General features: G+C 72.1%; 16 protein-coding genes. 11 read left to right on the top strand and 5 right to left on the bottom strand.

The features are described from left to right. Positions 1-15: 15 nt before the first annotated feature. Entirely contained in the window at positions 16-276 is a 261-nt protein-coding gene (gene rpsT, locus ACZ6BG_RS04290; protein WP_030357727.1) for a 30S ribosomal protein S20, read from the bottom strand. Between the two features lie 202 nt (positions 277-478). Here rpsT and lepA point away from each other — a divergent pair, with 202 nt between their 5' ends. Continuing rightward, the gene (gene lepA / locus ACZ6BG_RS04285) at positions 479-2,344 is read left to right on the top strand and encodes a translation elongation factor 4 (RefSeq protein WP_468449676.1); all 1,866 of its coding nucleotides are present in this window, start codon (positions 479-481) and stop codon (positions 2,342-2,344) included. A 291-nt stretch (positions 2,345-2,635) separates the two neighbouring features. Next, the gene (locus ACZ6BG_RS04280; protein ID WP_468996699.1) at positions 2,636-4,525 is read left to right on the top strand and encodes an AMP-dependent synthetase/ligase; all 1,890 of its coding nucleotides are present in this window, start codon (positions 2,636-2,638) and stop codon (positions 4,523-4,525) included. Positions 4,526-4,598: 73 nt separating this feature from the next. Here the strand turns inward: ACZ6BG_RS04280 and ACZ6BG_RS04275 are convergent, their stop codons facing one another. Continuing rightward, positions 4,599-5,183, bottom strand: a complete 585-nt coding sequence (locus ACZ6BG_RS04275; RefSeq protein WP_468996697.1) for a response regulator — start codon at positions 5,181-5,183, stop codon at positions 4,599-4,601. Between the two features lie 13 nt (positions 5,184-5,196). Further along, on the bottom strand, positions 5,197-9,429 hold the full coding sequence (locus tag ACZ6BG_RS04270; RefSeq protein ID WP_468997920.1) for a HAMP domain-containing protein: 4,233 nt from the start codon (positions 9,427-9,429) through the stop codon (positions 5,197-5,199). An 891-nt stretch (positions 9,430-10,320) separates the two neighbouring features. Here ACZ6BG_RS04270 and ACZ6BG_RS04265 point away from each other — a divergent pair. Then, entirely contained in the window at positions 10,321-12,228 is a 1,908-nt protein-coding gene (locus ACZ6BG_RS04265; protein ID WP_468996694.1) for a SpoIIE family protein phosphatase, read from the top strand. A 264-nt stretch (positions 12,229-12,492) separates the two neighbouring features. After that, positions 12,493-13,725 (top strand): radical SAM family heme chaperone HemW, encoded by a 1,233-nt coding sequence (gene hemW / locus ACZ6BG_RS04260; protein ID WP_468996692.1) that lies wholly within the window; start codon positions 12,493-12,495, stop codon positions 13,723-13,725. Positions 13,726-13,929: 204 nt separating this feature from the next. On the opposite strand, the gene ACZ6BG_RS04255 is transcribed toward hemW, so the two are convergent. Both ACZ6BG_RS04255 and ACZ6BG_RS04250 read right to left on the bottom strand, forming a co-directional pair. After that, positions 13,930-14,748, bottom strand: coding sequence for a DUF3097 domain-containing protein (locus ACZ6BG_RS04255; protein ID WP_468996691.1), 819 nt, complete (start codon positions 14,746-14,748; stop codon positions 13,930-13,932). Between the two features lie 23 nt (positions 14,749-14,771). Further along, the gene (locus tag ACZ6BG_RS04250) at positions 14,772-15,533 is read right to left on the bottom strand and encodes an MBL fold metallo-hydrolase (protein WP_468996689.1); all 762 of its coding nucleotides are present in this window, start codon (positions 15,531-15,533) and stop codon (positions 14,772-14,774) included. A 309-nt stretch (positions 15,534-15,842) separates the two neighbouring features. On the opposite strand from ACZ6BG_RS04250, the gene hrcA reads away from it, so the two are divergent. From hrcA to ACZ6BG_RS04215, 7 genes are all read left to right on the top strand, one after another. After that, on the top strand, positions 15,843-16,859 hold the full coding sequence (gene hrcA / locus ACZ6BG_RS04245; protein WP_380857027.1) for a heat-inducible transcriptional repressor HrcA: 1,017 nt from the start codon (positions 15,843-15,845) through the stop codon (positions 16,857-16,859). After that, complete coding sequence (gene dnaJ / locus ACZ6BG_RS04240; protein WP_030357717.1) at positions 16,860-17,999, top strand: molecular chaperone DnaJ; 1,140 nt, start codon at positions 16,860-16,862, stop codon at positions 17,997-17,999. 111 nt (positions 18,000-18,110) lie between these two features. Then, positions 18,111-19,226 (top strand): nitronate monooxygenase, encoded by a 1,116-nt coding sequence (locus tag ACZ6BG_RS04235; RefSeq protein ID WP_468996685.1) that lies wholly within the window; start codon positions 18,111-18,113, stop codon positions 19,224-19,226. Next, positions 19,223-19,972, top strand: a complete 750-nt coding sequence (locus ACZ6BG_RS04230) for a 16S rRNA (uracil(1498)-N(3))-methyltransferase (RefSeq protein ID WP_468996682.1) — start codon at positions 19,223-19,225, stop codon at positions 19,970-19,972. Before ACZ6BG_RS04235 ends, ACZ6BG_RS04230 begins: the two co-directional genes overlap by 4 nt. Before the next feature lie 22 nt (positions 19,973-19,994). Beyond that, on the top strand, positions 19,995-20,396 hold the full coding sequence (locus tag ACZ6BG_RS04225) for a VOC family protein (RefSeq protein WP_468996680.1): 402 nt from the start codon (positions 19,995-19,997) through the stop codon (positions 20,394-20,396). Between the two features lie 211 nt (positions 20,397-20,607). Beyond that, positions 20,608-21,150, top strand: a complete 543-nt coding sequence (locus ACZ6BG_RS04220; RefSeq protein ID WP_468996677.1) for a hypothetical protein — start codon at positions 20,608-20,610, stop codon at positions 21,148-21,150. A gap of 45 nt (positions 21,151-21,195) precedes the next feature. Further along, complete coding sequence (locus ACZ6BG_RS04215) at positions 21,196-24,441, top strand: S41 family peptidase (protein ID WP_468996675.1); 3,246 nt, start codon at positions 21,196-21,198, stop codon at positions 24,439-24,441. Positions 24,442-24,640 lie beyond the last annotated feature (199 nt).

Here is a 24,640-nt window from a genome sequence, read left to right as displayed (position 1 = left end):
CATCACTGGTCGGCCTTAGAGGGACGCGGCCTTCGAAGCAAGCGCCGACTTCTTGTTGGCGGCCTGGTTCTTGTGGATGACGCCCTTGGAGACGGCCTTGTCGAGCTGGCGCGAAGCCTCGCGGGTCAGCTCGGTCGCCTTCTGGGTGTCACCGGAGGCAACGGCCTCGCGGGCCTTGCGGATCGCGGTCTTCAGCGAGGACTTGACGGCCTTGTTGCGCTGGCGCGCCTTCTCGTTGGTCTTGTTCCGCTTGATCTGGGACTTGATGTTCGCCACGAAAGAGCCTTCTCAGGTTCAGGTACTGCTGATTTCTCTGACATGTGCCACGCGGCCGAGAGGGCTGAGAGACACAGCTGCCCACGTTACCAGTCGCCCCGCGACCGGCCCAAACCGATCCTCGCGGCCCACCCGTGGGACGATGGAGGCTACGTATCGATCCGACCCGAGGCATAAGGCGCCTCAAGAGACAGGACCCTGCGTGCCCGCGACCCCTAAGAATGTGCCCGCGCCGAGCCGTACCGACCCGGCTCTGATCCGCAATTTCTGCATCATCGCGCACATCGACCACGGCAAGTCCACGCTTGCCGACCGCATGCTGCAGCTGACCGGTGTGGTCGAGCAGCGGCAGATGCGCGCCCAGTACCTCGACCGTATGGACATCGAGCGCGAGCGCGGCATCACGATCAAGTCCCAGGCCGTGCGTCTGCCCTGGGCCCCGACCGAGGGCCCCGACGAGGGCACGACGCACATCCTGAACATGATCGACACCCCCGGCCACGTGGACTTCACCTATGAGGTCTCCCGTTCGCTCGCGGCCTGCGAGGGCACGGTCCTCCTGGTCGACGCGGCCCAGGGCATCGAGGCGCAGACCCTCGCCAACCTGTATCTGGCGATGGAGAACGACCTCAAGATCGTTCCGGTGCTCAACAAGATCGACCTGCCGGCGGCCCAGCCCGAGAAGTTCTCCGAGGAGCTGGCCAACCTCATCGGCTGCGACCCGGACGACGTGCTGAAGGTCTCCGCGAAGACCGGGCTCGGCGTGGAGGCGCTGCTCGACAAGGTCGTCGCCGAGGTCCCGCCGCCGGTCGGCGTCGCCGACGCGCCCGCCCGCGCGATGATCTTCGACTCGGTGTACGACTCGTACCGGGGCGTGGTGACGTACGTACGAGTCGTCGACGGTCAGCTCAACAAGCGTGAGCGGATCCGGATGATGTCGACGGGCGCGACGCACGAGCTCCTGGAGATCGGGACGAACTCGCCCGAGATGCTCGCCGCCGACGGGCTCGGCGTGGGCGAGGTGGGTTATCTCATCACCGGTGTGAAGGACGTCCGCCAGTCCAAGGTCGGTGACACGATCACCTCCCTGCACAAGGGCGCCACGGAGCCGCTCGGCGGCTACAAGGACCCCAAGCCCATGGTCTTCTCGGGGCTCTATCCGCTGGACGGCTCCGACTACCCGGAGCTGCGCGACGCCCTGGACAAGCTGCAGCTCAACGACGCCGCGCTGGTGTACGAGCCGGAGACCTCCGCCGCGCTCGGCTTCGGCTTCCGCGTCGGCTTCCTCGGCCTGCTGCACCTGGACGTGATCCGGGAGCGCCTGGAGCGCGAGTTCGGGCTCGACCTGATCGCCACCGCCCCCAACGTGGTCTACCGCGTGATCATGGAGGACGGCACCGAGCACGTCGTCACCAACCCGAGCGAGTTCCCCGAGGGCAAGATCGACGAGGTGTACGAGCCCGTCGTGCGGGCGACCATCCTCGCCCCGTCCGAGTTCATCGGCTCGATCATGGAGCTGTGCCAGAACCGGCGCGGCACGCTGCTCGGCATGGACTATCTGTCCGAGGACCGCGTCGAGATCCGGTACACGCTGCCGCTCGCGGAGATCGTCTTCGACTTCTTCGACCAGCTGAAGTCCAAGACGCGCGGGTACGCCTCGCTGGACTACGAGCCCACGGGCGAGCAGTCCGCGCAGCTCGTCAAGGTCGACATCCTGCTGCACGGCGACAAGGTCGACGCGTTCTCGGCGATCACGCACAAGGACGCGGCGTACGCGTACGGCGTGCGGCTCGTCGCCAAGCTGCGCGAGCTGATCCCGCGGCAGGCGTTCGAGGTGCCCGTGCAGGCCGCCATCGGCTCCCGGGTCATCGCCCGCGAGACGATCCGCGCCATCCGCAAGGACGTCCTCGCCAAGTGTTACGGCGGTGACATCTCGCGCAAGCGCAAGCTGCTCGAGAAGCAGAAGGAAGGCAAGAAGCGGATGAAGATGGTCGGCTCCGTGGAGGTCCCGCAGGAGGCCTTCATCGCGGTGCTGTCCAGCGACGAGGGCTCGGGCAAGAAGAAGTAGCCCCCGGCGCGATCCGGAAGTGTGGTGAGGAGCGCCTGCCCGGCGACCGGGCAGGCGCTCCTCGCGTCTCGCCCTCACCCGGCGGGTGGATCTGCTGTGAGGTGGAACCTGTAGGAAGTGACAGGCTGCAGCCCCTTACGCACATGGCGTCCGGCCTTTACTCTGATCACTGCTCGTAGGTTACTCGCAAGTTAAACAAGTGCCCGGAGAGGCACGGGAGCGAAGCGACCGCAGTCATGTAGCCAGTAGAACGCACCGTCAGGACGCACCGTCGCGGGCCCGGAGGATGTCGTGAGCGACACACAGACCTTGATCGAGAACCGTCCGCCTTCCGTGGCGCACCTCTTCCTGGAGCGGGTCGCGGCCACACCCGACGCCGAGGCCTACCGCTATCCCGTCCCGGCCGCGTCCGGCGAGGGGCCGGACGACTGGCGGGCGCTGAGCTGGGCGGAGGCCTCCGAGCGGGTCTTCGCCATCGCAGCCGGCCTCGTCGACCTGGGCCTGAACCCCGAGGACCGGGTGGCGCTCGCCTCCGCGACCCGCGTCGAGTGGATCCTCGCCGACCTGGGCATCCTGTGCGCCGGGGCGGCCACGACGACGGTGTATCCGCAGACCAACGCCGAGGAGTCGGCGTTCATCCTCGGCGACTCCGGCAGCCGCGTCCTGATCGCGGACAACGCCGAACAACTGGCGAAGGCGCGGGAGCAGCGGGCGAACCTGCCCGAGCTGAAGCATGTGGTGGTGTTCGACGCCGAGGGCGTCGAGCCCGCGGCGGACGACCCCGAGGGCTGGGTGCTGACGCTGGCCGAGCTGGAGGCCCGCGGCGCCGCCTATCTGGAGAAGAACCCGCAGGTGGTCAAGGAGCGGATCGACGCGATCAGGTCCGATCACCTCGCGACCATCATCTATACGTCGGGGACCACGGGCCGCCCCAAGGGTGTGCGGTTGCCGCAGGACAACTGGTCGTACATGGCGAAGGCCATCGCGGCCACGGGGCTGCTCACGGCCGACGACGTGCAGTACCTGTGGCTGCCGCTCGCGCATGTCTTCGGCAAGGTGCTGACCAGCGGGCAGATCGAGCTGGGGCACGTCACCGCCGTCGACGGCCGCGTGGACAAGATCATCGAGAATCTGCCGGTGGTGCAGCCCACGTACATGGCCGCCGTGCCGCGCATCTTCGAGAAGGTCTACAACGGCGTCGCGGCCAAGGCGCGGGCCGGTGGCGGTGCGAAGTACAAGATCTTCCAGTGGGCGGCGGAGGTCGCCCGGGAGTACGCGAAGACCAGTCAGGACAACTTCCGCAGGACCGGCGTGGCCTCGGTGCCGTTCGGGCTCGGTGCCAAGCACACGGTCGCCGACAAGCTCGTCTACAGCAAGCTGCGGGAGGCCTTCGGCGGGCGCCTTCGGGCCGCGGTGTCCGGGTCGGCGGCGCTCGCGCCCGAGATCGGGTACTTCTTCGCTGGCGCGGGCATCCACATCCTGGAGGGCTACGGCCTCACCGAGACCTCCGCCGCGTCCTTCGTGAACCCCGGCGAGGCGTACCGCACCGGCACCGTCGGCAAGCCGCTGCCCGGCACCGAGGTGCGGATCGCGGACGACGGCGAGATCCTGCTGCGCAGCCCCGGTGTGATGGAGGGCTACCACGGTCAGCCCGAGAAGACGGCCGAGGTCCTGGAGTCCGACGGCTGGTTCCACACCGGCGACATCGGGGAGCTGTCGCCCGACGGCTATCTGCGGATCACCGACCGCAAGAAGGACCTGATCAAGACCTCCGGCGGCAAGTACATCGCGCCCGCCGAGGTCGAGGGGCAGTTCAAGGCCGTGTGCCCGTACGTCTCCAACATCCTCGTGCACGGTGCCGACCGGAACTTCTGCACCGCGCTCATCGCCCTCGACGAGCCGTCGATCATGGGCTGGGCCGAGGAGAACGGCCTCGGCGGCAAGTCCTACGCCGAGGTGATCGCGGCCCCGGCGACGGTCACGCTCATCGAGGGGTACGTGAAGCAGCTGAACGACGGCCTGCAGCGCTGGCAGACCGTCAAGAAGTTCAAGCTGCTTCCCCGCGACCTCGATGTCGAGCACGGCGAGCTGACGCCCAGCCTGAAGCTGAAGCGGCCGGTCGTGGAGCGCGAGTACAAGTCGCTGATCGAGGAGATGTACGCGGGCTCGCGCGAGGCGTGAGCGCACGCGGGCGCGCGGGGTGGTGACCGCGCGCGGGGGCGGGCGGGCCCCAGCGCCCGCGTGCCCCCAGGGCTCATGTGCCCCGCACGCGCCGCATCTCCCGCAGCAGTTCCTCCATCTGCGCCACGTGGTGACGCAGTTCCAGTACGTCGGTCAGGCTGCTCGCCGCCATATGCCGCTCGATCGCGGACAGCCGTTCGGACAGTTCGTCGAACTGCACCTGCTCGCGCGCCAGCATGCGCTCCAACTGCTGGTTCTTGCGGTGCAGTTCGAGGAAGACGGTGACCTTGGCGCGCAGCACCCAGGGGTCGAAGGGCTTGGTGAGGTAGTCCGCCGCGCCGGTCGCGTAGCCGCGGAAGGCGTAGCCCGCGTCGTTGTCCGTGCCGGTCAGGAAGATGATGGGCACGTCCTTGGTCTGGTCGAGGCGCTTGATGTTGGACGCCGTTTCGAAGCCGTCCATGCCTGGCATCCGCACGTCCAGGAGGATCACGGCGAACCGCTGTCGCAGCAGCGCCTTCATCGCCTCCTCCCCGGAACGGGCCCGCACGAGCGGCTCGTTGAGGGAGCCCAGGACCGCTTCCAGGGCCATCAGGTTGTCCTCCATGTCGTCGACCAGGAGGATGCTGGCGCGGTTGTCGGTCGGCGCCTCTGTGCTCATGGTGACAAGTGCCTCACTCAGTCGTGGGCGGCGCGGCAGGCTCCCCCTGCGTACCGGGCTGCTCCGAGTCAACGAATTCACGGGGTTCAACGAGGTCGATCTGGTCGATGGGGGCGACGAGATCGACGGGGCTGAGGGGGTCGGCTTCCATCTGGTCGGAGTCGGGTGGCGTCGGGTGCTCCGGGGCGGCGGGGTCTTCGAGGGCCGTGCTGGCCTGTTTGTAGAACGAGGCGCCCTCCGGGTCCAGGAGCGCGCAGACGGCCATCAGGAGTTGGTCCACGTCCACCGGCTTCGGTACGTAGTCGGTGGCGCCCTGCGAGATGGCCTTCTCGCGGTCGCCGGGCATCGCCTTCGCGGTGAGGGCGACGATCGGCAGGCCGGTCCAGCGGGGGGTGCGGCGGATGGCGGCGATGGTTTCGTAGCCGTCCATCTCCGGCATCATGATGTCCATCAGGATCAGGTCGGTGTCGGGGTTGCGCTCAAGCGTCTCGATTCCCTCGCGGCCGTTCTCGGCGTAGAGCACGACCAGGCCCACGCGGCTGAGGACATGGGTCAGGGCGAAGACGTTGCGGATGTCGTCGTCGACGATGAGCACCCGGCGGCCCGGCAGTATCCGGCCCGCGCGCCCCTCCTTCCACACCTCCAGTTTGGTCGGCGCCGGCCAGTTGTCGTCGGTCTCCGGCAGGGTGTGCGTGGTCGACGAGGTGGTCTCGTCCTGCGGGGCGGGGGCGGGCGAGGTGCGCGCGGAGGCGTACGCCGCGGCCGCCGCGCCGTGGCCGGGGTGCACCACGGGCACGTACAGCGTGAAGGTGGAGCCCTCGCCGGGCCTGCTCTCGGCGGTGATGCGGCCGCCGAGCAGACCGGCGATCTCACGGCTGATGGACAGGCCGAGTCCGGTGCCGCCGTACTTGCGGTTGGTGGTGCCGTCGACCTGCTGGAACGCCTCGAAGATCACCGGGAGTTGTTCGGGCGGGATGCCGATGCCGGTGTCCTGGACGGAGAAGCTGATCAGGTCGCCGCGGTCGCTCAGGAGCGGGTCGGGTGAGTGCGTGACGTGCTGCACGCGCAGCTCGACGCGGCCGTTCGCGGTGAACTTGACCGCGTTCGACAGGAGGTTGCGCAGGATCTGCTGGAGCCGCTGTTCGTCGGAGAACATCTCCCGCGGCACGTTGTGGCCGACCGTCACGTCGAAGGCGAGGCCGCGGTCGATGGTGAGCGGCCGGAACGTGGCGTGCACATAGTCCAGGACCTTGATCAGCGGGAGCTTCTTGGGGCGTACGTCCATGCGGCCCGCCTCGATCTTCGACAGGTCGAGGATGTCGTTGATCAGCTGGAGCAGGTCGGAGCCCGAGCGGTGGATGGTGGTCGCGAACTGCACCTCCTGGTCGGAGAGGTGGTTGTCCGGGTTGTCGGAGAGCAGCCGGGCCAGGATGAGCAGGGAGTTCAGCGGGGTGCGCAGCTCGTGCGACATGTTCGCGAGGAACTCCGACTTGTACTGCGAGGACGTGGCGAGCAGCGCCGCCTTCTCCTCCAGTTCGGCGTTGGAGCGGCGCAGCTCGGCCTGCTGGCGCTGGAGTTCGTCGGAGCGCTCCTGGAGCTGGGTGGCGAGCCGCTGGGACTCGCTGAGCAGGGACTCGGTGCGGGAGTTGGCGATGATGGTGTTGATGGCGACGCCGATGGTGTTCACGAACTGGTCGAAGAACGCCAGGTGGACGTCGGAGAAGCGGGAGAACGTGGCCAGTTCGATGACGCCGAGCAGCTTGTCCTCGAACAGGATCGGGATGATGACGACACTGGCCGGGGACGCGTCCCCGAGCCCTGAGTGGATCTTGATGTAGTCGGGCGGCACCTCGTCGAGGAGGATGCGCTTCTTCTCCAGGGCCGCCTGCCGTACGAGTCCGTGCGCGGGCATGCCGCCGGTGTCGACGAGGAAGCCCTCCTCCTCGGTGGCGCTGCCCTGCGCGGAGCCGTACCCGGCGATGAAGGCGAGACCCTTGGCGGGCGCCGTCTGCAGCGGCACGGTGCCGTCCGCGTCCGGGTCGGCCAGGAAGAACGCGCCGTACCCGGCGTTCACCAGCGGCGTCAGCTCGCGCAGGATCAGGTCGGCGACCTCCATGAGGTCCCGGTGGCCCTGCATCAGGCCGGCGAGGCGGGCGAGGTTGGACTCCAGCCAGTCCTTGGCGCGGGTGGTCTCGCGCAGGTTGGACACCATCAGGTTGATGTTGTCCTTCAGCTCGGCGACCTCGCCCCGGGTCTCCACGGTGATGGAGCGGGACATGTCGCCCTGCGCCACCGCGGAGGCGACTTCGGCGATCGCGCGGACCTGCGTGGTCAGATTCAGCGCCAGTTCGTTCACGTTCGTGGTCAGGCGCTTCCAGGTGCCGTACACGCCCTCGACCCGGGCCTGACCGCCGAGCTGCCCCTCGGAACCGACCTCGCGGGCCACGCGGGTGACCTCCGAGGAGAACGACGACAGGGTGTCCACCATCGTGTTGATGGTGGTCTTCAGCTCCAGGATCTCGCCGCGCGCGTCCACGTCGATCTTCTTGGACAGGTCGCCCTGCGCCACCGCCGTCGCGACCTGCGCGATGTTGCGGACCTGCCCGGTGAGGTTGTCCGCCATGTAGTTGACGTTGTCGGTGAGGTCCTTCCACACGCCGGACACCCCGAGCACCTGTGCCCGGCCGCCCAGCCTGCCGTCCGTGCCGACCTCGCGCGCCACCCGCGTGACCTCGTCGGCGAAGGCGCGCAACTGCTCCACCATCGTGTTGACGGTGTCCTTCAGCTCCAGGATCTCGCCGCGCGCCGTCACCGTGATCATCTTCGACAGGTCGCCGTTGGCGACGGCCGTGGTGACCTGGGCGATGTTGCGCACTTGGGAGGTGAGGTTCGACGCCATGAAGTTGACGTTGTCCGTCAGCTCCTTCCAGACGCCGCTGACGCCCCGCACCTGCGCCTGACCGCCGAGGTTGCCCTCGGTGCCGACCTCGCGGGCGACACGCGTCACCTCGTCGGCGAAGGCGGAGAGCTGGTCGACCATCGTGTTGATCGTCGACTTCAGCTCCAGGATCTCGCCCTTGGCCTCCACGGTGATCTTCTTCGACAGATCGCCCTGGGCGACGGCCGTCGACACGAGCGCGATGTTGCGGACCTGCGAAGTGAGGTTGTCCGCCATGAAGTTGACGTTGTCGGTGAGGTCCTTCCACACCCCGGACACCCCGCGCACATGGGCGCGCCCGCCGAGGTTGCCCTCGGTGCCGACCTCGCGGGCGACACGCGTCACCTCGTCGGCGAAGGCGGAGAGCTGGTCGACCATCGTGTTGACGGTGTCCTTCAGTTCCAGGATCTCGCCGCGCGCGTCCACGGTGATCTTCTGGCTCAGGTCGCCGTTGGCGACGGCCGTGGTGACCTGGGCGATGTTGCGGACCTGGGAGGTGAGGTTCGACGCCATGAAGTTGACGTTGTCGGTGAGGTCCTTCCACACCCCCGACACACCGCGGGCCTGCGCGCGCCCGCCGAGCCGCCCCTCGGTGCCGACCTCGCGGGCGACACGCGTCACCTCCGCCGCGAACGCGGAGAGCTGTTCGACCATCGTGTTCACCGTGAGCTTCAGCTCAAGGAGTTCACCGGTGGCCTCGACGGTGACCGTGCGCGTCAGGTCGCCCTGCGCCACGGCCGTGGTGACCAGCGCGATGTCGCGGACCTGTGCGGTCAGCCGGGAGGCCATCGTGTTCACGGCCTCCGTCACGTCCCGCCAGCTCCCGGACAGACCGCGGACCTTGGCGCGCCCGCCGAGCCTGCCCTCCGTGCCGACCTCGCGGGCCACCCGCGTCACTTCGCCCGTGAAGAGTGACAACTGGTCGACCATCGTGTTGACGGCGCGCCCCAGGCGGCGCAGATCACCGCGCAGCTCCCGGGACCCGTCGTGCAGGTCGACGCGCTGGGTGAGGTCGCCGCCCGCGACCGCGTTCAGGACCCTGGTCGCGTTCGTGGCCGGTGCGACCAGGGAGTCCAGGAGAGAGTTCACCTCGATGATCCGGGTGGCCCAGCTGCCCTGCCCCGGGCTCGCCGTGAACCGGGTGTCGAGACGGCCGTGCCGGACCATCTCCCGGCGTACGCGGAGGAGTTCGCCGTCGAAGTGCGTGGAACGGTCCACCAGTTCGTTGAACACCGTGACCAACTCGGCGACCAGGCCTGAGCTGGTGTGCGGGGCCTTGGTGAATTTGCCGTCGCGCGCGGCCCGCATGGCGGCGAGCAGGGCGCGCAGATCGGCGGCGGACGCGCCCGAGGGGTCGCCGAGGATCGCCTCCGGCACGGAGACGGGGCCCGGGTCCGGCGTGCGGGTGGACTTGGGCGGGCGTTTGGGTGACCGCTCGGCCGGGGCCGGGGCCGGGGCCGGGGCCGGGGACGGCGCCGGGGCGGCGACGGTGGGTGGCGCTCCGGCCGGAGCGGGGACCTTGCGTGCCTTGCCGGGCGTGGGCGTCTTCCTGGGCGAGGGCGCCTTCCTGGACGTGGACGCGTCGCCGGACGCGGACTGCTCCCCGGCCCGGGGCGGCTCCGCGGACGGGGACGGGATCTTGGCGCGGACAGAGCGCCCGGGGCGCTGTTCGGCCGCGTGAACCGAGTGGGAGCACTCCGGCGCAGGGGGCGTGAGCAAGGGGACGAGCGCTGGTGGCGTGGATGCGCGCGGGGTGTCAGGGGCCGCCGAGCCAGACCCCTTTGGGGCGTCAAGTCCCGCTATGACAGGGGCGGTTGGTGGTGACAGAGGGTCAGGGGGGCGCGGGTGCGAGGACGCTGGGGCGCGACCGACGCTGCCCGCGTCGGCTGGCCGGATCTCGCCGGACGCCACGGCTGCCGCCGGAGGCCGGAATCGGCCACCCGGATCCGCGACGGCCGGTGGGGGCGTTGGGCCGGGAGCCGCGGCGGCACCCGGGGCCGAAATCCGCGCAGGAGTGTCCGTATCGGCGGATGACGGAATCTGACCGCGTCCGAGCGCGGGCGTAGCACTGTTCTCACTCATGGTGGCCCACTTCGGTAACTCGGTGCTTATGGGCCCAGTCAGTCTGTCACTCTGTCCGTGTCGCCTGAGGCGTATTCGTCCGAACTGCTCAGGAGCCGCACTGTGGGGGCCATTCCGATGCAACGGGAGACTGCTTTTCGTGCTTCCGCCCAGCCCGCGGCGCGCCCCGGGCCACTGGCCGTGGTGCGCACGACCCTGCCAGGAAACCCGCTGGCGCCCGCCGCGGCCCGCCGGTTCGTCCGGGCGGCGCTCGCCGACTGGGCCGACCTCGGGGCGCCCGCCGCGACCGGCGTCACCGACCGGCTCGCCGACGACTCGGTGCTGCTGGTCAGCGAGTTGGTGACGAACGCCGTCGTGCACGCGGGCACCGCCGTCGACGTCCTGTGCCGTTTCGACGAGGGCGACGCGGGCGAGAGCGCCGACGCCCTGGTCATCGAGGTGTCCGACCACCACCCGGCGCGCGCCGTGCGCGGCGAGCCCCGCGGCCCGCAGCCCGGCACCCCCGAGTACGGCCGCGGCCTGCAGCTCGTCGCCACCCTCTCCGAGTCCTGGGGCATCACCTACCGCTCCGGCGCCAAGACGGTCTGGGCCCGGCTGCCCGTCGAAGGGCTCCCCCTCATGCAGGAGATCGAGACGTACGCCGGTGAACAGGTCCGGCACCGCGGCCTGCGCTCCGCCGAGATCCTCGCGCCGCTGTCCAGAAGACCCACCCACGAAACCGAGTGGATCAACCGCGGCGCGCTCACCTTCCTCGCCGAGGCCTCCGACCTGCTCGCCGGACAGTTCGACGAGAACCTGGTCGCGGCGCTCGCCGGGCAGCTGCTCGTACCGCGCCTCGCGGACTGGTGCGCGGTCTGGCTCGACGACGAGGCCGAGGGCCCCGGGCGCACCGCCGAAGGCCGCGCCCCCGGCACCCGCCTCGCGCGGGTCTGGCACACCAGCGAACAGCGCATAGAGGAGCTGCGGAGGCTCCTGGAGAAGGAGCCGCCGCGGCTGACCGAGGCGGTGGGCTCCGGCGCGGTGGCCGTGCTGTGGCCCGGGGACGCCCTGGGCGGCGGGGAGTCGGGCGGCGCGGCGCTGGCGTACCGCCTGGTGGCGGGCGGCCGGAAGCTCGGCACCTTGGTGATCGGACGGGCCGGCCTCGTGCGCTTCCCGGACGAGGCCACCGGGCTCGTCGAGGACTTCAGCCGCCGCGTCGCGCTCGCCATCAGCGCCGCCCGCCGCTACCAGCGCCAGGCCACCATCAGCCAGGTCCTCCAGCGCGGCCTGCTTCCGAGCGCCGTCGCGGAGATCCCCGGCGTGGAGAGCAGCGTCGTGTACGAGCCCCGGGAGCAGGGCGGGCCGGGCGGTGACTTCTACGACGTGTTTCCCGCCGGGCACGGCCGCTGGTGCTTCGCCCTCGGCGACGTCCAGGGCAAAGGGCCGGAGGCGGCCGTCGTCATCGGGCTCGCCCGGCCCTGGCTGCGGCTGCTCGCCCGCGAGGGCTACCAGGTCGCGGAGGTCCTCGACCGCCTCAACCAGCTCCTCCTCGACGACGCCACGGAGGCCGCCGACGCCGCCGCGGCCGTCCTCGCCCTCGCCGGCGGCCAGGACGAGCCCACCGACGGCCCCACCTCCCGCTTCCTGTCCCTCCTCTACGGCGAGCTGGTGCCCTTCGAGGGCGGCGTGCGGTGCACCGTGGCGTGCGCCGGGCATCCGCTGCCGCTGGTGCTCGGCGCCGACGGGCAGGTGCGGCCCGTGGCCGCGCCGCAGATGCTGCTCGGGGTCGTCGACGACGAGACGTACACCAGCACCACCTTCGAGCTGCGCACCGGTGACACGCTGCTGTGCGTCACCGACGGGGTCACGGAGCGGCGCTCCGGGCTGCACCTCTTCGACGACGGCGACGGGCTCGCCAAGGCGCTGGCGGGCTGCGCGGGCCTGGACGCGGGGCTCGTCGCCGAGCGCATCCGCCGTCTGGTGCACGAGTTCTCCCAGCGGCCGCCGGACGATGATCTGGCGTTGCTGGTGCTGAAGGCGGAGTGAGGGGCGGGGGCCTTCGCGGGGCGCCCCAGGCCCACCCCTTTCCCGAAACCGGGGCTCCGCCCCGGACCCCGCTCCTCAAACGCCGGAGGGGCTGTAGGTGGCGGGGCGCCGAGGGCTCGGGGTGTCCGGGGTGGCTGGCGCCGGAGGGGCTGTGAGTGGCGGGGGTGTGCCGAGGCCCCGGGGTGTCCGGGGTGGCTGGCGCCGGAGGGGCTGTGAGCGGCGGAGGTGCGTCGAGACCTCGGGGCGTCCGGGACAATGGCAGACATGCCTTCCGTACTGCCCGATGGTGAGCCCATGCCCGAGGACGGGGCGCTGCCCGCCTCCGCCCTGCTCGGAGCGGGTGAGCGGCCGCTCGGGTTCTACCTGCACGTGCCGTACTGCGCGACCCGCTGCGGCTACTGCGACTTCAACACCTACACCGCCACCGAGCTGCGCGGCAGCGGCGGCGTCCTCGCCTCCCGCGACAACTACGCCGACACCCTCGTCGACGAGGTCCGCCTCGCCCGCAAGGTCCTCGGCGACGACCCGCGCCCCGTCCGGACCGTGTTCGTCGGCGGCGGTACGCCCACGCTGCTCGCCGCCGAAGATCTCGTACGGATGCTCGCCGCCGTACGCGACGAGTTCGGGCTCGCCGACGACGCGGAGATCACCACGGAGGCCAACCCGGAGTCCGTCGACCCGGCCTATCTGAGCGCCCTGCGCGAAGGCGGCTTCAACCGGGTCTCCTTCGGCATGCAGAGCGCCAAGCAGCACGTCCTGAAGATCCTCGACCGTACGCACACGCCCGGGCGGCCCGAGGCCTGCGTCGCCGAGGCGCGCGCCGCGGGCTTCGAGCACGTCAACCTCGATCTCATTTACGGCACCCCCGGGGAGACCGATGACGACTGGCGGGCCTCTCTGGACGCCGCCATCGGGGCCGGGCCCGACCATGTGTCGGCGTACGCGCTGATCGTCGAGGAGGGCACGCAGCTCGCCCGGCGGATCCGGCGCGGAGAGGTGCCCATGACCGACGACGACGTGCACGCGGACCGGTATCTGATCGCGGACGAGGTCCTCGGCGGCGCCGGGTTCGACTGGTACGAGGTGTCGAACTGGGCCACGTCCGAGGCGGGGCGGTGTCTGCACAACGAGTTGTACTGGCGGGGCGCCGACTGGTGGGGGGCCGGGCCGGGGGCCCACAGCCATGTGGGGGGTGTGCGGTGGTGGAACGTGAAGCATCCCGGGGCGTATGCCGCCGCGCTCGCGGGGGGTCGGTCGCCCGGGGCCGGGCGGGAGGTTCTCTCGGACGAGGACCGGCGGGTCGAGCGGGTGCTGCTTGAGCTGCGGCTGCTTGAGGGGTGCCCGTTGGGGCTCCTGAAGGAGGCCGGGCTTGCCGCGGCCCGGCGGGCGCTGGCCGACGGGTTGCTGGAGGCCGGCCCCTTCGCGGCAGGGCGGGCCGTCCTCACCCTGCGGGGGCGGTTGCTTGCCGACGCCGTCGTGCGGGATCTGGTCGACTGAGCGTTCTGTATGGGGCTGCGCCCCTGTCCCCCCGTCGGCGCTTCGCGCCTCGTCCTCAAGCGCCGGACGGGCTGATGCCTCCTCGTCCGGCGCCTGGCAGGGGCTGATGCCTCCTCGTCCGGCGTCTGGCAGGGGCTGATGTCTCCTCGTCCGGCGTCTGGCAGGGGCTGATGTCTCCTCGTCCTGCGCCTGACAGGGGTCCGGCTATGGAGCCGTCACGAAATCGATCAGCTCCTCGACCCTGCCCAGGAGCGCGGGCTCCAGGTCCTTGTAGCTGTGGACCGAGCGCAGGATGTGCTGCCAGGCCGCGCCGGTGTTGGGGGGCCAGCCGAGGGCGTGGCACACGCCTGTCTTCCAGTCCTGGCCGTGGGGGACACGGGGCCAGGCCCTGATGCCGAGGGAGGACGGCTTCACGGCCTCCCACACGTCGATGTAGGGATGGCCGACGATCAGGGCGTGGTCGCTGCTGACGGACGCGGCGATCCGGGACTCCTTGGAGCCGGGGACCAGGTGGTCGACGAGGATGCCGAGGCGGGCGTCGGCGTCGGGGGCGAACTCGGCGACGATGGCGGGCAGGTCGTCGATGCCCTCCAGGTACTCGACGACGACCCCCTCGATGCGCAGGTCGTCGCCCCAGACCTTCTCGACGAGCTCGGCGTCGTGCCGCCCCTCCACATAGATCCGCCCCGCCCTGGCCACCCGCGCCCGCGCCCCCGGCACGGCCAGCGAGCCGGAGGCGGTGCGTGCGGGCTGCCGGGGTGCGGCGGTCGCCGTCGGCCGGACCAGCGTGACCACCCTGCCCTCCAGGAGGAAGCCGCGCGGCGCCATCGGGAACACGCGGTGCTTGCCGAAGCGGTCCTCCAGGGTCACCGTCGGCCCCTCGGCCGTCTTCTCGCAGCGGATCACCGCGCCGCAGAAGCCCGTGGTGACCTCCTCCACGACCAGGTCGGCCTCGGCGGGCACCTCGGGGACGGCGGCCGGCTTCTTCCAGGGCGGGGTCAGGTCCGGGTGGTAGCTGCGCATGGGCCAGACGTTATGGCATGCCGTCAGGCGACACCGAACCGCCGGGCCAGCTCGTCGCGTTGGCGGCGTACGAAAGCGGCGTCGACGACGGCCCCGTGCCCGGGCACGTACACCGCGTCCTCGCCGCCGAGGTCGAGGAGCCGGTCGAGGGCGGCGGGCCAGTGCCGGGGGGCCGCGTCCGGGCCGGCCTGCGGTTCGCCGGACTCCTCGACCAGATCGCCGCAGAAGACGACCTCGGGCTCGCCCGGGCCGCCGGGCACGAGGACGGCGAGGTCGTGGCCGGTGTGCCCGGGGCCGACGTTGGCGAGCAGCACCTGGAGCCCGCCGAGGTCCAGGGTCCACTCCCCGCACACCAGGTGGCGGGGGTGGACGAGGAGGTCGGCGGCCTCGGCCGCGGCGGCCGGGTCGAGGCCCTGGGCGACGGCGTCGGCGCGCAGGCCGTCGCGGTCGTGCTCCAGGACGGTGTCGAGGCCGACGGCGCCGAACACCTCGACGCCCGCGAACGCGGCGGCGCCGAGCACATGGTCGAAGTGGGGGTGGGTGAGGGCGAGATGGGTCACACGCCGGTCGCCGCCGAGCAGCCGCCGGGCGTCGGCGCGCAGCCGGGAGCCCTCGCGCAGGCTGGACCCGGCCTCGATCATGAGGGCGGCGCCGGTGCCGACGACGAGCCCGGCCGTGCAGTCCCACACGGGCAGCCTGCACCGCCCCACGCGCGCGGCGAGCCGTTCCCAGCCCGCCTCCTCCCAGGCCGGGGCGGGGGCGGGGGAGGGCGTGACCGTGTCCATGGGGGTGACGCTAGCGCCGCCGGGGCGCGGGGGCAGGACGGGGGCGGGCGGCGGCACCCGTCGGCGCGGCGTGGCACGGCGGCGGCACCCGTCCGCGGGACCTGGGGCGACAGCGGCGGCGTCCGTCGGCGTGACAAGGCAGGACAAGGGCGGCACCCGTCGGCATGACAACGAGGTCGGCCCTTGCCGGGCCTGTACCCACCGGCCGTACACTGACTCGGTGAAGGCTGGCACTCGCCCGGGGTGAGTGCCAGGGCGAGGGGCCACCACCGGGGGCTCGGGACGAGGGACGGCAGCTGGAGGTGCGCGATGCTCAGTGAACGCAGGCTGGAAGTGCTGCGCGCCATCGTCCACGACTACGTGGGCACGGAGGAGCCCGTCGGCTCCAAGGCGCTCACCGAACGCCACCACCTCGGCGTCTCCCCGGCCACGGTCCGCAACGACATGGCCGCCCTGGAGGAGGAAGGGTTCATCGCCCAGCCGCACACCAGCGCCGGGCGCATCCCGACCGACAAGGGGTACCGCCTGTTCGTGGACCGGCTCGCGGGCGTCAAGCCGATGACGGCGCCGGAGCGGCGCGCGATCCAGAACTTCCTGGACGGCGCGGTCGACCTGGACGACGTCGTCGGGCGCACGGTGCGGCTGCTCGCGCAGCTGACCCGGCAGGTCGCGGTGGTGCAGTATCCGTCGCTGACCCGCTCCACGGTGCGGCACGTGGAACTGCTCTCGCTGGCCCCGGCCCGCCTGATGCTGGTCCTCATCACCGACACCGGGCGGGTCGAGCAGCGCATGATCGACTGCCCGGCGCCGTTCGGGGAGACGTCCCTCGCGGATCTGCGGGCGCGGCTCAACAGCCGGGTCGCGGGCCGCCGCTTCTCGGACGTGCCGCAGCTGGTGCAGGACCTGGCCGAATCCTTCGACAAGGACGACCGGGGGACGGTGACCACGGTCCTGTCCACCCTCCTCGAAACGCTGGTGGAGGAGACCGAGGAGCGGCTGATGATCGGCGGCACCGCCAATCTCACCCGCTTCGGACATGACTTTCCCCTCACCATCAGGCCGGTCCTCGAGGCCCTGGAGGAACAGGTCGTCCTCCTCAAGTTGCTTGGTGAGGCGACGGATTCGGGCATGACCGTCAAGATCGGGCACGAGAACGCCCATGAGGGGCTCAGCTCCACGTCGGTGGTCTCCGTCGGCTACGGTTCGGGGAGCGAGGCAGTGGCCAAGCTGGGCGTGGTCGGACCGACCCGCATGGACTATCCGGGAACGATGGGAGCAGTACGCGCAGTGGCACGTTACGTCGGACAGATCCTGGCGGAGTCGTAAGTGGCCACGGACTACTACGCCGTACTAGGCGTGCGCCGCGACGCTTCCCAGGACGACATCAAGAAGGCCTTCCGGCGGCTCGCACGCGAGCTGCACCCGGACGTCAATCCTGACCCGAAGACGCAAGAGCGCTTCAAGGAGATCAACGCCGCGTACGAGGTGTTGTCGGACCCGCAGAAGAAGCAGGTCTACGACCTCGGCGGGGACCCGCTGTCCCAGGCCGGTGGCGCCGGTGGCGCGGGCGGCTTCGGAGCGGGTGGCTTCGGCAACTTCTCCGACATCATGGACGCGTTCTTCGGTACGGCGTCGCAGCGCGGGCCGCGTTCGCGCACCCGGCGCGGCCAGGACGCCATGATCCGCCTGGAGATCGACCTCGAAGAGGCCGCCTTCGGCACCACGAAGGACATCCAGGTCGACACGGCCGTCGTCTGTACGACGTGTTCCGGCGAAGGGGCCGCGCCCGGCACCTCCGCGCAGACCTGCGACATGTGCCGCGGCCGCGGCGAGGTGTCCCAGGTCACCCGGTCCTTCCTCGGCCAGGTCATGACCTCGCGGCCCTGCCCGCAGTGCCAGGGCTTCGGGACCGTCGTGCCGACGCCGTGCCCCGAGTGCGCGGGCGACGGACGGATCCGGTCCCGCCGCACGCTCACCGTGAAGATCCCGGCCGGTGTCGACAACGGCACCCGGATCCAGCTCGCCGGTGAGGGCGAGGTCGGGCCCGGCGGCGGTCCCGCCGGTGACCTGTACGTGGAGATCCACGAGCTGCCGCACGCCGTCTTCCAGCGGCGTGGGGACGATCTGCACTGCACCGTCACGCTGCCGATGACGGCGGCCGCGCTCGGCACGAAGGTGCCGCTGGAGACGCTGGACGGCATGGAGGAGGTCGACATCCGGCCCGGCACGCAGTCCGGGCAGTCGATCCCCCTGCACGGGCGGGGCGTCACCCACCTGCGGGGCGGGGGGCGCGGTGACCTCATCGTGCACGTCGAGGTGCTCACGCCCTCCAAGCTCGACCCCGAGCAGGAGCGGCTGCTGCGGGAGCTCGCGCAACTGCGCGGCGAGGAGCGGCCCACGGGGCAGTTCCAGCCGGGGCAGCAGGGGTTGTTCTCGCGCCTGAAGGACGCGTTCAACGGACGCTAGCGCTGTGACCGGCCCGGGGCGGGCGTGGAATCCACGCCCACCCCGGGCCGACGCGCGTCCGCACCCGGACCCCGGACAAGGCGCCCCCGCCGGACGTGGCACGATGCCGGTATGTCCTCCGCGTTCACCGATCTCTGTCGCTATCCGATCGTGCAGGCCCCGATGGCGGGCGGCGGGTCCACCCCGCAGCTCGCGGCGGCTGTCGCCGAGGCCGGGGGGCTCGGCTGCCTGGCCGCCGGGTACAAGACCGCCGACGGGATGTACCAGGAGATCAAGCAGGTCAGGGGCCTGACGGCGCGGCCGTTCGGGGTGAACCTGTTCATGCCGCAGCCCGAGTACCCCGGTGCAGGCCCCGGCTCCACCGGAGCGGCTGGCGCCGCGCCCCTCGATGCCGCCGTGGAGGTCTACCGCAACCAGCTCGCGGGCGAGGCCACCTGGTACGAGACGCAGCTCGGCGACCCCGAGGGCAAGCGCGACGACGGCTACGACGCGAAGCTCGCGATCCTCCTCGACGACCCGGTGCCGCTGGTGTCGTTCACCTTCGGCTGCCCGACCCGGGAGGTCGTGCAGGCCTTCGACCGCGTCGGCACCCGTACGGTCGTCACCGTCACCACGCCCGAGGAGGCCCGCGCGGCCCAGCGGGCGGGCGCCGACGCCGTCTGCGTCCAGGGCATCGAGGCGGGCGGCCACCAGGGCACGCACCGCGACAACCCGGAGGCGGACGGCTCCGGCATCGGCCTGCTCAGCCTGATCACGCAGGTCAGGGAGACGGTGCCGCTGCCCGTGATCGCCGCGGGCGGCCTGATGCGCGGCAGTCAGATCGCCGCGGTCCTCGCCGCGGGCGCGGACTTCGCGCAGCTCGGCACGGCGTTCCTGGTCACGCCCGAGTCGGGCGCGCAGCCGCTGCACAAGCAGGCCATGACGAACCCGCTGTTCGGGCACACCGAGCTGACCCGGGCGTTCTCCGGCCGCCCCGCGCGCGGCCTGGTCAACCGCTTCATGCGCGAGCACGGCCCGTACGCCCCGGCCGCGTACCCGCAGGTCCACTATCTGACGGCCGGACTCCGCAAGGCCGCGGCGAAGGCCGGTGACCCGCAGGCCATGGCGCTGTGGGCGGGCCAGGGCCACCGCCTGGCGCGGGCGCTGCCCGCGGGCGAGCTGATGGAGGTCCTGGTCGCCGAACTCGACGAGGCGAAGGCCACGTTCGCCGCGCGGGGTGCGGTGTGACGGCGCCGGTCTTCGTCGTCGAGGACTTCCGGGGCGCGGCCCCGGCAAGCGCGTACGTCCTGGACGGCCCCGAGGGGCGGCACGCCGTGTCCGTGAAGCGGCTGCGCGCGGGCGAGGACGTCGTCCTCACCGACGGCGCCGGACGCTGGGCGCACGGCGTCGTCGCGGACACCGAGGGCAAGGACCGTCTGACGGTGTCCCTGGACGCCGACGGCGTACGCGAGGAGGGCGCGCAGACGCCCCGGATCACCGTCGTGCAGGCGCTGCCCAAGGGCGACCGGGGCGAGCTGGCTGTGGAGACGATGACGGAGACCGGTGTGGACGCCGTCGTGCCCTGGGCCGCGTCCCGCTGCATCACGCAGTGGAAGGGCGAGCGCGGCCAGAAGGCGCTCGGCAAGTGGCGGGCGACGGCACGCGAGGCGGGCAAGCAGTCGCGCCGCGTGCGCTTCCCCGACGTCGCCGACCTCGCCACGACCAAGCAGGTCGCGGCGCTCCTCGCGGACGCGGACCTCGCCGCCGTCCTGCACGAGGAGGGCAGCGAGCCGCTGGCCACCGCCGAACTGCCCGCGACCGGCCACATTGTTCTCGTCGTCGGCCCCGAGGGCGGCGTCGCCCCGGACGAGCTGGCGGCGTTCGCGCGGGCGGGTGCCAAGCCCTACCGGCTCGGGCGTAGCGTGTTGCGCACGTCGACCGCGGGCACCGCCGCGACGGCCCTCCTCCTCGGCCGGACCGGACGCTGGTCCTGAACCCCGCCCGAAAGGCATCCCCGTGGAACTCGCCCAGGTACGCCTGCTCGTCACCGACTTCCCCGCCTGCTACCGCTTCTACGCCGACGTCCTCGGCCTGAAGCCCCAGTCGGGCGCGGCGAGCGGACCGTACGAGAAGTTCAGCCCCACGACGGGCTCCGCGGGCATCGCCCTGCAGGACCGCACGATGATGGCCGAACTCCTCGGCGAACTGGCCGAGTCGGCGACCGGGCACCGCTCCCTGGTGGTGCTGCGCGTCGACGACCTGGACGCGTACTGCGAGCGCATCACCGGGCGCGGCGCCGAGCTGACGCACGGGCCCGCGCCCATGACGGACCGGATGCGGGTGGCCCACCTCAAGGACCCCGAGGGGAACCTGGTGGAGCTCCAGGAGTGGCTGCTGCTGCGCACGGATCGCGCCTGAGCGCACGGAACGGGGCTGCTGACGGGGGCGGTTACTGGCCAGATGGCCGCAAGCGGTCTACCGCCGCGCCGTCCACGGTGGCACGCTGCCGCTCATGGGGGCATTGAGGCGAATACCGCGCACACGGCGGGCGCGCAGCGTTCTCGTCGCCGTGACGGCCATGGCGGCTGCCGGTCTCGGCCTGACCGCGTGCGATCCCGTCGAGGGAGACATGAGTACGTCCGCCGTCGCGATCACCACCGACAAGATGGGCACGCGGGAGCTGGAGCGCCAGCACGCCGAGGTGGACTGGCTCACCTGCACGGCGTCGTTCGTCGGCCGGGACAAGAAGGCATCGGAGTCCGACGAGCCGCGGGAGGCGGAGGTCGACTGCCGCGGCCAGTCCGACGACGACAAGGTCATCACGATCAAGGGCCGGGTGACGGAGGTGCGCAACGGCGCCTGCGTGCGCGGGAGTCTGACCGCGAAGGTCGGCCGCGAGGAGTGGTTCCGCGTCGACGCCCTCGGCAACTGCGATCACGCGCCCGACGACGACGGCGACGACGACCAGGGCAACGACGACACCGGTAACGACGACACCGGTAACGACGGCAACGGCAATGACGGCAACGGCAATGACGGTCATGACGGCAACGGCAATGACGGGCATGACGGCAACGGCAACGACGACAACGCCGGGCACGAGAAGCCCGATCCCGGGCCCACCGCCACCGTCACCGTGACCGAACAGCCCGACGAGGAACCGGGCAAGTGATCCAAAACGCCCCCGCCCCGCGCCGCGCCTGCTTAGGCTGACCGTGTGACTCAGCCTGCCTACCTCCGGTTTCCGCACCTGCGCGGCGAGTTGATCGCCTTCACCGCGGAGGACGATGTCTGGCTCGCCCCACTCGACGGCGGTCGCGCCTGGCGGGTCAGCGCCGACAACGTACCCGTGACCCAGCCACGGATCTCCCCGGACGGCACCACCGTCGCGTGGACGTCCACGCGCGACGGCGCCCCCGAGGTGCACATCGCGCCCGTGGCCGGCGGCCCCACCCGGCGCCTGACCTACTGGGGCAGCGGGAAGACGTCCGTGCGCGGCTGGACGGCCGACGGCCGGGTCCTCGCCATCAGCACGCAGGGCGAGGCCTCGCTGCGCCGCACCCGGGCGCGCGCGGTGCCGCTCGACGGCGGGCCCGCCGAGCTGCTGCCGTACGGCCTCGTCGGGGACCTCGCGTACGGCCCCGGGGGCCAGGTCCTGCTCCTTTCCGCGCCGATGGGGCGCGAGGCCGCCTGGTGGAAGCGGTACCGGGGCGGCACGGCGGGCAAGCTGTGGATCCGGCGGGGCGCCGACGAGGCCGACCCCGAGCCCGGCTTCGCCCGGCTGCACGCCGACCTCGACGGGAACATCGAGTACCCGCTGTGGGTCGGCGACCGCGTCGCCTTCCTCAGCGACCACGAGGGCGTCGGCGCTGTGTACTCCTCGCTGCCCGACGGCACCGACCTGCGCCGCCACACGCCCGTTGGGGGAGGCTTCTACGCCCGGCACGCCGCCACCGACGGCACCCGCGTGACCTACACCGCCGCCGGTGAACTCTGGCTCCTCGACAGCCTCGCCGACGTCGCCGACGCCGAGCCGCGCCGCCTGGACATCGTCCTCGGCGGGCAGCGCACCGACCTCCAGCCGCATCCGGTGAGCGCCGCCCGCTGGTTCGGGGCCGCCGCGCCCGACCACACCGGGCGCGGCAGCGCGGTCTCCGTGCGCGGCGCCGTGCACTGGGTCACGCACCGCGAGGGGCCCGCCCGCGCGCTCGCCGCCGAGCCGGGGGTGCGGGCACGGCTGCCGCGCACGTTCCGGGTGGACGGCGAGGAGCACGTGGTGTGGGTGACGGACGCCGAGGGCGACGACGCCCTGGAGTTCGCGCCCGCCACGGGCCTCGCGCCCGGCGCGACGCCGCGGCGGCTCGCGGCCGGACAGCTCGGCCGGGTCCTCGCGCTCGCCATGGCGCCCGACGGCAGCCGGGCGGCCGTCGCCGCGCACGACGGGCGGGTGCTGTTCGTGGAGCGCGAGAGCGGCGAGGTGCGCGAGGTGGACCGCGCCGAGCACGGCGAGGCCACCGGGCTCGCGTTCTCGCCCGACTCGGCGTGGCTCGCCTGGTCGCACCCCGGGCCGCGGCCGCTGCGCCAGCTGAAGCTCGCCAACACCGCCGACCTGTCCGTGGCGGAGGCCACCCAGCTCAGGTTCCGGGACTACAGCCCGGCGTTCACCCTCGACGGCAAGCACCTCGCGTTCCTGTCCGCGCGGGCCTTCGACCCCGTCTACGACGACCACGTCTTCGACCTCGCGTTCGTCGGCGGCGCCCGGCCGCACCTGATCACCCTCGCGGCCACGACGCCCTCGCCGTTCGGGCCGCAGCGGCACGGCCGGGCCTTCGACACCCCGGACACCCCGCACGCCGAGACGCCCGACAGCGAGGGCACGCCCACGACCCGCGTCGACCTCGACGGGCTCGCCGAACGCGTCGTGCCGTTCCCCGTGGAGGCCGCCCGCTACTCCACGCTGCGCGCCGCCAAGGACGGCCTGCTGTGGCTGCGCCACCCCGTGCACGGCGTGCTCGGCGCGTCCCGGGCCACGCCGACCGACCCCGACCCCAGCTCCGAGCTGGAGCGCTACGACCTCACCCAGCACCGCGTGGAGGAACTCGCCGGTGTCGCCGAGCACTTCGTGGTCACCGGTGACGGCAAGCGGGTGCTGCTGTGGGCCGACGGCAAGCTGAAGGTCGTGCCCAGCGACCGGCGGGCGTCCGCCGACGAGGACAGCGACACGAACATCACCGTCGACCTCGGCCGCGTACGCCAGTACATCGACCCGGCCGCCGAGTGGCGCCAGATGTACGACGAGGCGGGGCGCCTCATGCGGGACAACTTCTGGCGGCCCGACATGGGCGGCGTCGACTGGGACGGCGTCCTGGAGCGCTACCGCCCCGTCCTCGCCCGCGTCGCCACCCACGACGACCTCGTGGACCTGCTGTGGGAGGTCCAGGGCGAACTCGGCACCTCGCACGCCTACGTGACGCCGCGCGGCGGCTGGGGCGGCGGCCGCCAGGGGCTGCTCGGCGCGGACCTCTCGCGGGGCGAGGACGGGGCGTGGCGCGTCGACCGCGTGCTGCCGTCCGAGACGTCCGACCCGCACGCGCGCTCGCCGCTGGCCGCGCCCGGCGTCGCGGTGCGCGCGGGCGACGCGATCCTCGCCGTCGGCGGGCGGCCCGTCGACCCGGTGACCGGGCCCGGCCCGCTGCTCGTCGGCACCGCGGGCAAGCCCGTCGAGCTGACCGTGTCGCCCGCGGGCGGCGGCGACCCCCGGCACGCCGTCGTCGTCCCCGTCGACGACGAGGAGCCGCTGCGCTACCACGCGTGGGTCGCCGACCGGCGGGCCTACGTCCACGAGCGCTCCGGCGGTCGGCTCGGCTATCTGCACGTGCCCGACATGCAGGCGCCGGGCTGGGCGCAGATCCACCGGGACCTCAGGATCGAGGTCGCCCGCGAGGGCCTGGTCGTGGACGTGCGCGAGAACCGCGGCGGGCACACCTCGCAGCTCGTCGTGGAGAAGCTGGCGCGCCGCATCGTCGGCTGGGACCTGCCGCGCGGCTCCGGGCCGCTCAGCTACCCCGGGGACGCGCCGCGCGGGCCCGTCGTCGCCGTCGCCAACGAGTTCTCCGGCTCCGACGGCGACATCGTGAACGCCGCGATCAAGGCCCTCGGCATCGGTCCCGTCGTCGGTACGCGCACGTGGGGCGGCGTCGTCGGCATAGACAGCCGGTACCACCTCGTCGACGGCACGCTGGTGACGCAGCCCAAGTACGCCTTCTGGATGGAGGGGTACGAGTGGGGCGTCGAGAACTACGGCGTCGACCCGGACGTCGAGGTCGTGGTCACGCCCGAGGATTACGCCGCCGGGCGGGACCCGCAGCTCGACGAGGCCGTACGCGTCGCGCTGGCGGCGTTGGAGGAGAGCCCGGCGAAGGCTCCGCCGGAGTTGCCCGGGACGGGGGCGCCGTCGGCCTGACGGTCACCGCCGCGGCCGGGGGGGGGGGGGGGCACCGCGGTCCTCGCGGTCACCGCCGCGGCCGGGGGTACCTGCCCTCGGCCCGGTCCCGGCCGCGCCCTCGGCCGGGCCCCCTGTCCGCTCCGCCGCTCCGCGGCGGGTCTCCCACCCGCCCACCCGGCTCGGTCGGACCCACAGCCGCCCCCGCGGCCACCGCCCC

It is taken from the genome of Streptomyces sp. NPDC041205, assembly GCF_055591765.1.
This window is presented reverse-complemented; position numbering and strand designations above follow the sequence as displayed.

Bases quoted from the DNA above. Each gene is read 5' to 3' on its own strand.
- ACZ6BG_RS04275 (WP_468996697.1), bottom strand. From the start codon at position 5,183: ATGAGCACAGAGGCGCCGACCGACAACCGCGCCAGCATCCTCCTGGTC.
- ACZ6BG_RS04270 (WP_468997920.1), bottom strand. From the start codon at position 9,429: ATGCGGGCCGCGCGCGACGGCAAATTCACCAAGGCCCCGCACACCAGC.
- ACZ6BG_RS04265 (WP_468996694.1), top strand. From the start codon at position 10,321: ATGCAACGGGAGACTGCTTTTCGTGCTTCCGCCCAGCCCGCGGCGCGC.
- hemW (WP_468996692.1), top strand. From the start codon at position 12,493: ATGCCTTCCGTACTGCCCGATGGTGAGCCCATGCCCGAGGACGGGGCG.
- ACZ6BG_RS04255 (WP_468996691.1), bottom strand. From the start codon at position 14,748: ATGCGCAGCTACCACCCGGACCTGACCCCGCCCTGGAAGAAGCCGGCC.
- ACZ6BG_RS04250 (WP_468996689.1), bottom strand. From the start codon at position 15,533: ATGGACACGGTCACGCCCTCCCCCGCCCCCGCCCCGGCCTGGGAGGAG.
- hrcA (WP_380857027.1), top strand. From the start codon at position 15,843: ATGCTCAGTGAACGCAGGCTGGAAGTGCTGCGCGCCATCGTCCACGAC.
- ACZ6BG_RS04235 (WP_468996685.1), top strand. From the start codon at position 18,111: ATGTCCTCCGCGTTCACCGATCTCTGTCGCTATCCGATCGTGCAGGCC.
- ACZ6BG_RS04220 (WP_468996677.1), top strand. From the start codon at position 20,608: ATGAGTACGTCCGCCGTCGCGATCACCACCGACAAGATGGGCACGCGG.